General features: G+C 74.8%; 8 protein-coding genes. 7 read left to right on the top strand and 1 reads right to left on the bottom strand.

Annotated elements, in window-relative coordinates:
- Window positions 1-100 precede the first annotated feature (100 nt).
- The 4 genes from ribD to ribH are packed head-to-tail and all read left to right on the top strand — an operon-like array spanning window position 101 to window position 3,703.
- Complete coding sequence (gene ribD / locus ACYVAP_RS02890) at window positions 101-1,195, top strand: dihydrofolate reductase family protein (protein WP_498859440.1); 1,095 nt, start codon at window positions 101-103, stop codon at window positions 1,193-1,195.
- A gap of 20 nt (window positions 1,196-1,215) precedes the next feature.
- Complete coding sequence (locus ACYVAP_RS02885; protein ID WP_498859439.1) at window positions 1,216-1,851, top strand: riboflavin synthase; 636 nt, start codon at window positions 1,216-1,218, stop codon at window positions 1,849-1,851.
- Window positions 1,848-3,239 (top strand): bifunctional 3,4-dihydroxy-2-butanone-4-phosphate synthase/GTP cyclohydrolase II, encoded by a 1,392-nt coding sequence (gene ribA / locus ACYVAP_RS02880; RefSeq protein WP_498859438.1) that lies wholly within the window; start codon window positions 1,848-1,850, stop codon window positions 3,237-3,239. Before ACYVAP_RS02885 ends, ribA begins: the two co-directional genes overlap by 4 nt.
- A complete protein-coding gene (gene ribH / locus ACYVAP_RS02875) occupies window positions 3,236-3,703 on the top strand; it encodes a 6,7-dimethyl-8-ribityllumazine synthase (protein ID WP_498859437.1) in 468 nt (155 codons plus the stop codon). The genes ribA and ribH overlap by 4 nt, the downstream gene beginning before the upstream one ends.
- Window positions 3,704-4,069: 366 nt before the next feature.
- Here the strand turns inward: ribH and ACYVAP_RS02870 are convergent, their stop codons facing one another.
- Window positions 4,070-5,452: an NAD(P)/FAD-dependent oxidoreductase gene (locus ACYVAP_RS02870; RefSeq protein ID WP_498859436.1), complete on the bottom strand. Its 1,383-nt coding sequence runs from the start codon at window positions 5,450-5,452 to the stop codon at window positions 4,070-4,072.
- 476 nt (window positions 5,453-5,928) lie between these two features.
- Between ACYVAP_RS02870 and ACYVAP_RS02865 the strand changes: the two genes are divergently transcribed.
- The 3 genes from ACYVAP_RS02865 (at window position 5,929) to ACYVAP_RS02855 (ending at window position 12,354) form a co-directional block, all read left to right on the top strand.
- Complete coding sequence (locus tag ACYVAP_RS02865; protein ID WP_498859435.1) at window positions 5,929-8,148, top strand: bifunctional metallophosphatase/5'-nucleotidase; 2,220 nt, start codon at window positions 5,929-5,931, stop codon at window positions 8,146-8,148.
- A gap of 129 nt (window positions 8,149-8,277) precedes the next feature.
- The gene (locus tag ACYVAP_RS02860) at window positions 8,278-10,971 is read left to right on the top strand and encodes an ExeM/NucH family extracellular endonuclease (protein WP_498859434.1); all 2,694 of its coding nucleotides are present in this window, start codon (window positions 8,278-8,280) and stop codon (window positions 10,969-10,971) included.
- 63 nt (window positions 10,972-11,034) lie between these two features.
- Entirely contained in the window at window positions 11,035-12,354 is a 1,320-nt protein-coding gene (locus tag ACYVAP_RS02855; protein WP_498859433.1) for an APC family permease, read from the top strand.
- Window positions 12,355-12,397 lie beyond the last annotated feature (43 nt).

Here is a 12,397-nt window from a genome sequence, read left to right as displayed (position 1 = left end):
TGGTGCGCCCTGCGTGCACCCTGCGTCGACCCCCGGCGTCGTCCATGGCCCTGTGCACGCTCCAGGCCATCTCCCCGGACCGCACTCCGGGAGGACGACCGTGCACGACCCGCACCCTCCGCAGCCCGCCGCCGCAGGCACCGCGCCGCTGCCCGCCATCGTGCTGCCCGCCGCCGAGCACGCCGCGCTGCGGCGCGCCCTCGAGCTCGCCGCCCGCGGCCCCGCCGACACCCCGAACCCGCAGGTCGGCTGTGTGCTCCTCGCCCCCGACGGGACGACCCTCGGCGAGGGCCATCACCGCGGCGCGGGCACCCCGCACGCCGAGGCCGACGCCCTCGCGGACGCCGCCGCCCGCGGCCACGACCCCCGCGGCGGCACCGCCGTCGTCACCCTCGAGCCCTGCCGCCACACCGGCCGCACCGGCCCCTGCGCCCGCGCCCTCCGCGAGGCGGGCGTGGCCCGCGTCGTCTTCGCCCTGCCCGATCCGGGCGCGGCCGAGGGCGGCGGCGGGGCCGAGCTCGCCGCCGCCGGCATCGACGTCGCCGGCGGCCCCGCGGCCGTGGGGGAGGAGCTCGCAGAATCGGCCCTCGACCTCATCGGCCCCTGGTATGCGCGCGCCGCCCGGCCTGCCGTGCGCGTGATCCTCAAGACCGCGACCACGCTCGACGGCCGCGTCGCCGCCGCGGACGGCACGAGCCGCTGGATCACCGGCCCCGCCGCCCGCGAGCACGCGCACCGGGTGCGCGCGGGCGTCGACGCGATCGTCGTGGGCACCGGGACCGTCCGCGCCGACGACCCCGCCCTCACCGCCCGCCCCGCCGGGGCAGCAGCAGGACCTCAGCCGCTGCGGGTCGCCGTCGGCCGCCGTCCCGTGCCCGCGACGGCGCGGATCCGCGGATCCGACGGCCGCTTCCTGCAGGTGACCACGCACGACCCGGCGCTCGTCATCGCCCACCTCGCCGCCCGCGGCGTGCGTCGCGTCGTCGTCGAGGGCGGCCCGCACCTCGCGACGGCCTTCCTCCGCGCGGGCGCCGTCGACGAGCTCCACGCCTACCTCGCCCCCGTGCACCTGGGCGCGGGCACGGCCGCCGTCGGCGACCTCGGCATCACCACCATCGACCGCGCCCTGCGCTGGCGCACCGTCCACGTCGATCAGCTCGGCGAGGACGTGCTCCTCGTCGCCCGCCCCGCCTGACCCCCACCGAAGGAGACCCCATGTTCACCGGCATCGTCGAGGAGATCGGCACCCTCACCTCCCTCACCCCGCAGCCCGACGGCTCCGCCCGCCTGCTCCTGACCGGCCCGCTCGCCGCCTCCGATGCGGGCCTCGGCGACTCGATCGCCGTGGACGGCGTGTGCCTCACCGTCGTCGAGCTGCCCGGCGACGGCAGCTTCGCCGTGGACGCCGTCCCGGAGACCCTGCGCCGCACCGCGCTCGGCGAGAAGGCCGCCGGCGCCCCCGTTAACCTCGAGCGCTCCCTGCGCGCCGACTCCCGCCTGGGCGGCCACATCGTTCAGGGGCACGTCGACGGCGTGGGCCGCCTCCTCTCCCGCCGCGGCGAGGGGCGCTGGGAGGACCTCCTGCTCACCCTGCCCGCGGAGATCGCGCCGCTCGTCGCGGAGAAGGGCGCCGTGACCGTCTCCGGCGTCTCCCTCACCGTGACCTCCGCCGGGGCGGACTCCTTCGGCGTCTCCCTCATCCCCGCGACGCTCGAGGCGACGACCCTCGGCACGCTCCGCGAGGGCGACGCCGTGAACCTCGAGGTCGACGTCATCGCCCGCTACGTCGCCCGCCTCACCGGCTTCACCAGCAGCACCGCCGACGGCGCCGCGGAGGGGGAGGGACGATGACCGAGCACGGCACGAACCGCCCCGCAGACGGCGCCCCCGCCGGAGGCCCCGCCCCCGGGCCCGTGGACGACGAGCGCTCGGCCCGCGTCGCCCGCGCCCTCGCCGAGCTGCGCGAGGGCCGCCCCGTGCTCGTCGCCGACTCCGCGGACCGCGAGAACGAGGTCGACGTCATCCTCTCCGCCGCCCTCGCCACCCCCGACTGGGTCGCCTGGACGGTCCGGCACTCCTCCGGCTACCTGTGCGCGCCGCTGCCCGCGGAGCTCGCCGACCGCCTCGAGCTGCCGCTCATGGTCCCGCGCACCCGCGACCCGCTGCGCACCGCCTACACGGTGAGCGTCGACGCCGCCCAGGGCGTCACGACCGGGATCTCCGCCGCGGACCGCACCCGCACCCTGCGCGCCCTCGCCGCGGCCGACGCCGGACCCGAGGACCTCATCCGACCCGGTCACGTGCTGCCGCTGCGCGCGGTCGCCGGCGGCGTGCGCGAGCGGCCCGGCCACACCGAGGCCGCCGTGGACCTGTGCCGCCTCGCGGGCCTGCCGCCCGTCGGCATGATCTGCGAGCTCGTGCGGGACGACGGCGACGTCATGCGCCTGCCCGAGGCGGAGCGCCTCGCCGAGCAGCACGGACTCGCCCTCCTCACGATCGCGGACCTCGCCGCGGACCTCGACGCCCGGGCGACCGCCGCGACCCGCGCCGCCGTGCCCGTGCCCGGCGCCGCGGGGCCCGCCCCGCGCGTGCACCGCGTCGCCACCGCCCAGCTGCCCACCCGGCACGGCGCGCTCACCGTGCACGCCTACCGCGACCGCCGCACCGGCGCCGAGCACCTCGCCCTCGTGGCCGGGGAGATCGGGCCCGACGCCGTCACGACCGTGCGCGTGCACTCCGAGTGCCTGACGGGGGAGGCGCTGGGCTCGCTGCGCTGCGACTGCGGCCCCCAGCTCGACGCCGCCCTCGCCGCGATCGACCGCGACGGCGGCGCGGTCGTCTACCTGCGCGGCCACGAGGGTCGCGGGATCGGCCTCGCCGAGAAGATCGCCGCCTACGCCCTCCAGGACCAGGGGCGGGACACGGTCAGCGCGAACCTCGAGCTGGGCTGGCCCGCGGAGGCCCGCGAGTACGGCGCCGCCGCCGCGATCCTCCAGGACCTCGGCGCGACCCGCGTGGACCTGCTGACCAACAACCCGGACAAGGCCGCGCAGCTCACCGAGCACGGCGTGGGCGTCGAGCAGGTCTCGCCGCTCGTGGTGGGCGTGGTCCCCGAGAACACCGCCTACCTGCGCACCAAGGCCGAGGAGATGGGCCACCACCTCCCGCCCGAGCTGCTCGACATCACCGACCCCACCTGCCCCGACACCACCACCCCCACGGAAGGACCCCTCTCATGAGCAAGGCCGGAGCCCCCGCCCTCACCCCCGACGGCCACGGCCGTCACGTCGTCATCGTCGCCGCGAGCTGGCACGACACGATCATGGACGCCCTCGTCGCCGGTGCGCAGCGCGCCCTCGACGCCGCCGGCGCCACCCACGAGCTGCTGCGCGTGCCCGGCTCCTTCGAGCTGCCGCTCGGCTCCCTCCGCGCCGCCGAGGGGGCGGACGGCGTCGTCGCCCTCGGCACCGTGATCCGCGGCGGCACCCCGCACTTCGAGTACGTCTGCCAGGCCGCGACCCAGGGGCTCATGGAGGTCTCGCTGCGCACGGGCAAGCCCGTCGGCTTCGGGCTGCTGACCTGCGACGACGAGCAGCAGGCGCTCGACCGCTCGGGCCTGCCCGGGTCGAGCGAGGACAAGGGCGCGGAGGCCGCGGAGGCCGTCATCGCCCTGCTCGCCGCGCTCCCGGCCCCCACCGCCTGAGCTGCCGGGCCCGCCACCTGGCCCCGGCCCCACCGCTCGGGTCCCTGCCCCCGTCACCTGGACCCGGCTACTCCGCTCGGGTCCCCGCCCGTTCTTCCCTGTCCGATTGCGCACCTGAGTTCCGATTTCGGAAGCCAGGTGCGCAAACGGACATGGTCCGGGAGGAGGCCGGTGTCCGTTTGCGCGTCTGAGTTCCACTTTCGGAAGCCAGGTGCGCAAACGGGCATGGCTGAGGGGCGGGCGGGCCGAGCGTGGGCCGGGCGGGCCGGGCTCGTCGGGCTCGCCGCGCATGGACCGGACCCCGGGCATGCGAACGGGGGCGGGGCCAGGGCATCTGCCCCGGCTCCCGCCCCCGTCGTGGGGCGCTCAGGCCTGGTGGTTGGCGCCGAACTTGCGGTGCCGGGCCTGCTCCTCGAACTCGCGGGCCGCGCGCAGCGAGTCGACCTCGCCCACCACCGGGTTCGGCTGGTGGGTGGCGCGCGTGCCGCCGTACAGGGACAGCAGGTTCATGGCGACGGCGCGCTGGTTGCGGTGGCCCAGCAGCTTCGTGACGTGCACGCCGAGCCACGCGAACCAGCCGACGGTGCCGTTGAGGCCGATCGAGCCGACGCCCGGGAGCTCCGGCATCTCGGTGATCGCGGCATGGCGGCCGATGGTCGCCATCGTGCCGAGGTCGACGTAGTGGAAGGGCTTCTTGGCCTTGCCGGCGACGTCGGCCGCGATCGCGCGGGCCACCGCGCGGCCGGCCTGGATGGCGGGCTGGGCGAGCTGGGGGAGGGAGCCGTCGCCACCGGCCACGTCACCCGCGGCGAACACGCCCGGGAAGCCCTTGACCTCGAGGTTCTCGTCGACGTCGAGGCGGCCGCGCTTGTCCTGGGGCAGGCCCCAGGTCTTCACGACGTCCGCGACGGCGACGCCCGCGGCCCAGATGGTGATGTCGGACTCGAGGACGGTGTCGTCGTCGAGGGTCACGTAGTCGTAGCCCACGGACTTCACGCCGTGACCCAGGCACAGATGCACGCCGCGGTCCTCGAGCTCGTGCGCCGCGTACTCGCGGAACTCCTCGCGGAACTCCTTGATGAGCTCGCCGCCGCGCTGCACGAGGCGGATGTTCAGGGTGCCCGGGTCGAGCTCCGGGTAGAGGATGTCCAGCTCCTGCTTGCGGAAGTCGGCGAGCGCACCGGCGATCTCGACGCCGGTGGGGCCGCCGCCCACGATCGAGACGTGCAGCAGGTCCCCGTCGCGGGCGCGGCTCGCGCGCTCGAGCTCGGAGAACACACGGTCGCGGATCGCGATGGCCTGCGAGCGCGAGTACATCGGCATCGCGTGCTCCTCGGCGCCCGGCGTGCCGAAGTAGGTGGTCGTGGCGCCGTTGGCGAGCACGAGGTAGTCGTAGCGCAGGCGCTTCTCGCCGCGCTGGCCCTCGTCGACGGTGACGACCTTCTGCTCGGGGTCTACGCCGATGACCTCGCCCTGGCGGTAGCGCATGTTGGGGACCTTGAGCGAGAGGCCGCGCAGGAACATCGTGACGTCGCCCGGGTTCAGGCCCGCGGTCGCCACCTGGTAGAGCAGCGGCTGGAAGGTCTTGTAGACGTTGCGGTCGATGAGGGTGACGCGCACGCGGGAATCCGCCAGGCCCAGCACCGCGTTGGCCCCCGCGAAGCCGCCTCCGATGATCACCACGTGGGGCCAGCTCCCGCCGTCCTTCGCGGGGACGGTGGGACGACGTGCCAGGAACGGCAACACCATGGGGGAGCTCCTTCGGGGTGTCGGCGGGAGCCGGTCCGAGCGTGCCGCGTCGGGCGGGCCCTTCGTCGGGAGGATGACGGTCTGTAGGGCGGGACGGCAGTCTGGTGCCTGCACGGTCGAGGCGCCGGACGCCCTTCCGCGGGGAGGTCGGCTCGATGCTACCCAATCCGGGACGGAGGTCCCATGCCCGCTCCCCCCGGATGTGGTTGACGAGACGCGCGACGACGCCCGCCCCGGAGACGCACCCGACGCGGCCGACGCGGCCGACGACTCCCCGGCGACGGTCAGGAGTACGCCCGGCGAATGTTCGATAACGCTCCGATCACCGTCGGTGCGAACACCGAACGGAGCGCTGGGGTGGGCGCTTGAATGGGCGACGGCCCTGCCGGCGGCGGACCCGCACCCCGCGCCCGGCCCCGGTCACCTCCCGCTGATCCCCCTCGGTTACCCACCCCTCTGCGTCAGGAGCTCCTCAGATGTCCTCATCGGTCCCGCGCCGCGCCGCCCGCCGCGCCGCCGCCGGACTCGGCATCGCCGCCGTGTCCCTGTCCACCGCCGTGCTCGCCGCCGCCCCCGCCTCCGCGCTCGCCGCGGGCGACCAGGTGACGCTGCTGGGCATCAACGACTTCCACGGCGCGCTGAGCGCTGGTGACAAGCTCGCCTGCACCGTCGTCACCGCCGAGGGGACGAACCCCAACACCGTGCTGCTCTCCTCCGGCGACAACGTGGGCGGCTCCGCCTTCGAGTCCGCCGTCGCGCACGACGAGCCGACCATCGACTACCTCAACGCCCTCGGCGTCGACGCCACCGCGATCGGCAACCACGAGTACGACCAGGGCCAGGACGACCTCACCGGCCGCATCGAGCCGCGCACCGACTTCCCGGACCTCGCCGCGAACGTGTACGTCTCCGCGACGGGCGAGCGTCTCCACGAGCCGTACACGATCGTGCAGGCCGGGGACGTGAAGGTCGCCGTCGTCGGCGCCGTCACCACCAAGACCCTCGCCAAGGTCAGCCCCGCCGCGATCGAGGGCCTCGAGTTCCGCGACCCGGTCACCTCCGTCAACGAGGCGATCACCGAGCTCGACGCCTCCGGCGCGGAATACGACGTGCTCGTCGCCTCGTACCATGAGGGTGCGAGCGGCAGCGGCGCCGTCGGCTCCGCCCCCGCCAACAGCGACCCGATCTTCGAGGAGATCGTCACGGACACGTCCCCCGAGGTCGACGCGATCTTCAACGGCGACTCCCACCAGACCTATGCCTTCGATGCGCCGGTCCCCGGCCAGTCCGGCGAGGTCCGCCCCGTGGTCCAGACCGGCGCGAGCGGGGCGAACCTCGGCTCGATCACGCTGAACCTGGGCGCGGACGGCGACTGGGACGCGGCCACCGGTGGCACCACCCTCCTCCCCACGGCCGACGCCGACCTCGCATCCTGCGCCGGGAACGCCACCTACGAGGCCGCCTCCACGGTCGCCGCGGACGCGATCGCCGACGCCGCCGTGCAGGGCGCCGTGCCCGTCGGCTCCATCACGGGCGACGTGACCACCTCCTGGAACGATACGAAGGCCACGTACGACGCCGACGGCGTGCGCGTGCCGCTGACCGAGCCGGCGCCCGACAAGCAGGGCAGCACCAAGGGCGACGACCGCACCCGCCACTCCGCCGCCGGGAACATGCTCGCGGACTCCATGAAGTGGTACCTCGAGGAGCGCGGCGCCGCCCAGGAGCACGAGGTCATCGGCCTCATGAACCCCGGCGGGATCCGCGCCGAACTGTGGGACGCGGCCGCCGGCGACGAGGGCGACGGCGTGGTCACCTACGCCGAGGCGAACTCGATGGTGCCCTTCGGCAACACCCTGAACTCGGGCGACATCACCGGCGCCCAGCTCAAGGAGGTCCTCGAGCAGCAGTGGCAGCGCGGTGAGGACGGCGCGGACACCGGTCGCTTCCTGGCCTTCAGCGTCTCGAACAACGTCGAGTACGTCACCGACTCCTCCCGCCCCTTCGACGACCGCGTCGTCGAGATCCGCGTGAACGGCGAGCCGATCACCGACGACGCCGTGTACACGATCGTCGCGGCGAGCTTCCTCTTCGAGGGCGGCGACAACATGTGGGCCCTCACGGGCGCCACGAACGTGCGCGACTCCGGTGTGCTGGACCGCGACGCCTTCGTCGAGTACCTCGGCGCGAACCCCGACCTCGCCCCCGACCACTCCCAGCGCCAGCTCGACGTGCAGCAGAGCGGGGACACCGTCCCCAGCCTGACCATCACCGGCCTGGACTCCCTGTCCCTCGGAGCCCCGCAGATCACCGAGGCCACGGTCGACGCCGGTGACCTCGGCGTGTTCACCGCCCCCGTCACGGTCGACGAGGCCACCGGCCGCGCCACCACCCAGGTCACCATCGACCCCGAGACCTGCCTCGCGGACGGCGACAGCTTCGACGTGACGATCTCCGGCGAGCCCGAGACCGGCACCTCCGTGACCCGCACCGTCACCGTCACCGGCGGCGAGGACTGCACCGGCACCGACGACGGCAGCGGCCACGGGAAGGACAACCCGAACCGCGGCCCCGGCAACAACAGCGGCACGGGCAAGGCCAAGGGCCACGACAAGGGCAACGGCCCCGCCGACAACCCGAACCGCGGCCCCGGCAACAACAGCGGCAAGGGCAACGGCTCCTCGAAGAAGAGCTGACCCACGAAGCGGTGCGGGCCGGGGAGTCCACCTCCCCGGCCCGCACCGCGCCCACGCCCGTCGGCCCCTGTCCTGCTCGTCCCGCGCTCGTCCCCTCCCTCTCCCCACCCTGACCACGAGGAGTCCCGTATGACCCCCCGCCTGCTCCCGCTGCGCCGCCTGACCTGCGGCGCCGCCGCCCTCGCCCTCGGCGCGGCCCTGACGCCAGCCCTCACCGCCCCCGCGCTCGCCGCCCCGCTGCTGCCCCCGGGCGACCTCCAGATCAGCGAGGTCTACGGTGGCGGCGGCAACTCCGGCGCCACCTACACCCACGACTTCGTCGAGCTGCGCAACACCTCCGACGCCGCGATCAGCCTCGACGGCTGGTCCCTGCAGTACGCCTCCAAGACCGGCGCGTTCTCCGCCGGCAACACCCTGAAGCTCTCCGGCTCCGTCCCCGCCGGCGGCACCTTCCTCGTCCAGCTCGCCCAGGGCAACGGCGGCACCGAGGCGCTGCCCACGCCGGACCTCACCGGCAGCCTCGCCCTGGCCGGCACCGGCGGCGTCGTCGCCCTCTCGAACGCGAGCGGCGCCCTCACCTGCCAGTTCGAGACCTGCGCGGGCGAGAAGGCCGTGGTCGACCTGCTCGGCTGGGGCGGCGCGGCGACCTACGCGGGCACCGCCCCCGCCGCGGCGACCACGAACGCCACCTCCGCCTCCCGCACCGCGGAGACCGGGGACAACGCCGCGGACTTCACCGCCGGCGCCCCCACCCCGCAGCCCTCCGGCTCCGAGACCGACCCGACGGACCCCACGGATCCCACCGAGCCGACGGACCCCGTCGAGCCGGGCGCCGTCGTCCCGATCGCGGAGATCCAGGGCACCGGCGCGGCCTCCCCGCTCGCCGGGACCACCGTCACCACCGAGGGCGTCGTCACCGCCGTCTACGCGACCGGCGGCCTGAACGGCTTCGTCATCCAGACCGGCGGCACCGGCGGCGACATCGACCCGGCGACCGCGGAGGCCTCGCAGGGCCTGTTCGTGCACTCGCCCGCCACCGTCGGCGACGTCGAGATCGGGCAGGGCGTGAAGGTCACCGGTCAGGTCTCCGAGTACTACGACGCGACCCAGATCTCCGTCGCCGCGGGCGGCCTCACCACCCCGGACGCCGAGCTCGCGCCCGTCGAGCCGGCCGTCCTCACCGGCGGGTTCCCCACCGACCCCGAGCAGCGCGAGCGACTCGAGAGCATGCTGATCCTGCCCGCGGAGGGCGACCTCACCGTCACCGACGTGTACGAGACGAACAAGTACGGCGAGGTGGGCCTCGCGATCGGCGACCAGGCGTACCGCCAGCCCGCGGAGACCCTGCGCCCCGGCGCCGAGGCGACTGCCCTCTACCAGCAGCAGCTCGAGGACATGATCCTGCTCGACGACGGGAAGACCACGAACTTCTCCACCGCCACGGACGTGCCGATGTCCTACCTCTCCACCGAGGAGCCCGTGCGCGTGGGCGCCGGCGTCGGCTTCGAGGAGCCCGTCGTGCTCTCCTACTCCTTCGACGCCTGGCGCCTCCAGCCCACGACCCCGTGGGAGTCCTCCGCGACCGACGGCATCAGCTTCGAGGACACCCGTCAGGCGACGCCCGATGAGGTGGGCGGCGACCTCCAGGTGGGCACCTTCAACGTGCTCAACTACTTCACGACCCTCGGCGAGGACACCCCCGGCTGCGAGCCGTACACCGACCGCGCCGGCGAGGGCACCTCCGTGCGCGGCGGCTGCGACCCGCGCGGCGCCTGGGGCCAGGACGACCTCGACCGCCAGCAGTCCAAGATCGTCGACGCGATCTCCACCTCCGGCCTCGACGTCGTGGGCCTCATGGAGATCGAGAACTCCGCACGGCTCGGGGAGGAGGCCGACGAGGCCACCGCGACCCTCGTCGCCGCCCTGAACGAGGAGGACGGCGCCGGCACCTGGGCGTACGTGCCCACCGCCGCGGCCTACGAGGCCGCCGGATCCGACGCCGGCCAGGACGTCATCGCGAGCGCCCTCATCTACAAGCCCGCCGCGGCCGCCCCGCAGGGCGACGCCGTGGTGCTCGCCGGCGACCCGGCGTTCTCCAACGCCCGCGAGCCGCTGGGCCAGGTGTTCGCGCCCGTCGGCCAGGACAGCAAGGGCCGCGCCGTGCAGGGCGAGCCGTTCTTCTTCGCCGTGAACCACTTCAAGTCCAAGGGCTCGAAGGACGCCGCGGACGCCTCCCTCCCCGCGGATCCGGTGCAGGGCAACTCCCGCACCTCCCGCCTCGCGCAGGCGAACGCCCTGAACGCATGGGTGCAGGAGCAGCAGGAGGCGCTCGGCGTCGAGGACGTGCTGCTGGGCGGCGACTTCAACGCCTACACTCAGGAGGACCCGCTGCAGGTGTTCTACGAGGCCGGCTACACGGACCTCGGCTCCACCTTCGACGAGGACGGCTGGTCCTACAGCTTCGACGGCATGACCGGCTCCCTGGACCACGTGCTCGCCAACGACTCCGCTCGCGAGCGGATCACCGGCGCCACGGACTGGTCCATCAACGGCGCCGAGTCCCCGCTCGCGCTGTACAGCCGCGCGAACACCAACGTCACCGAGCTGTACCAGGAGGGCCCCTTCGCCTCCTCGGACCACAACCCGATGATCACCGGCCTGGACGCCGAGTTCGCCCCGGCCTCCGGCGGCGGGAACGGGAACGGCAACGGCAACGGCCACGGCAAGGGCCGGGACAACGACAACAAGGGCCCCGGGAAGAACAACGGCACCCCCGGTGGCAGCAACAGCGGCATCGGGAAGGGCAAGGGCCGGCAGGGCTGAGCCCTGACCTCGACCGGTGCTGAGGCCGGGGCGCTCTCGCGGCGCCTCGGCCTGACCGATGCCGTGGCGGTGGGCCTCGCCGCGATGATCGGCGCGGGCGTGTTCGTCTCGCTCGGTGCCGCGGCGGATCTCGCCGGTCCCGCCGTGCTCGCGGCGCTGCTGCTCGCGGCCGTCGTCGCGCTCGCCAACGCCACCTCGACCGCCCAGCTCGCCGCTCGCTACCCGACCTCCGGCGGCAGCTACGTCTACGGGCGTGAGCTCCTGGGGCACGGGTGGGGCTTCCTCGCCGGCTGGTGCTTCGTCATCGGCAAGACGGCCTCCTGCGCGGCGATGGCGCTCGTGGTCGCGGCGTACCTGGTGCCGGAGGAGGCCTGGCGGCGGCCCGTCGCCGCGGGGGTGGTCCTGCTCCTCACGGCGGTGAACCTCGTGGGCGTCACCCGCACGGCGGCGCTCGCCCGGGTGCTCGTCGCCGTCGCGCTCGGTGCCCTGCTGCTCACCGCGGGCCGCCTCGCCGCGGGCGTCGTCACCGGGCCCGCCATCGGGGCCGACGGCGCGGGGGAGGCCGGGGGAGCGGCCGAGGGGGACGCCGTGGCCACCGGTGGGACCACGGCCACGGGCCTCGCGGCGGCGGTCCCGGGACCGCTCGCGGACGTGCCGGACGGCACCCTCGGCGTGGTCCTCGCGGTGCTGCAGGCCGCGGCGATCCTGTTCTTCGCCTTCGCGGGCTACGCCCGGGTCGCGACGCTGGGGGAGGAGGTCACCGCCCCGCGCCGCACCATCCCGCGGGCGATCCTGCTGGCCCTCGGCATCGTGCTCGCGCTGTACGTGCTGCTCGCGGTGCTGCTCGTGCTCGTCGGCCCCGCTCCGGACGCCGCCGGTTGGGGCCCGGCACCCTTCGTCTCCGCGCTCGCGGCCGTCGGGGCGGGCGGTGGGTGGACCCTCGTCGTGACGATCGGGGCGACGGCCGCCGCAGCGGGCTCCCTGCTCGCGCTCGTCGCCGGGGTCTCCCGCACGATGCTCTCGATGGCGCGCGAGGGAGATCTCCCGCGCCCGCTCGCGGCGGTCTCGGCGCGCTTCGAGGTGCCGTGGCGGGCGGAGGTGACGGTCGGGGCGCTCGTCGTGGCGCTCGTGCTGCTCGTGCCGAGCGCGCTCACGGCCGTCGCGGCCTCGTCCTTCGGTGTGCTGCTGTACTACGCGGTCGCGAACGCGGCGGCGCTCACCCAGAGGGGTGACGACCGGCTGTTCCCGCGGGCGCTCCAGGTCGTGGGGCTCGCGGGCTGCGTGCTGCTCGTCGCCGCGCTCCCGTGGCCGACGCTCCTCGCGGGTCTCGGCGTGGTGGCCACCGGGATCCTGGTGCGGCTGCTGGTCCGCTCCCGGCGCTGAGCGCCGCTCGTCCCGCGCCCCACCCACTCTGTCTGCCACACCC

Source organism: Brachybacterium horti, assembly GCF_054777615.1.
Note: the sequence above shows the minus strand (reverse complement) of the source record. Positions and strands in the feature narration are given on the sequence as shown.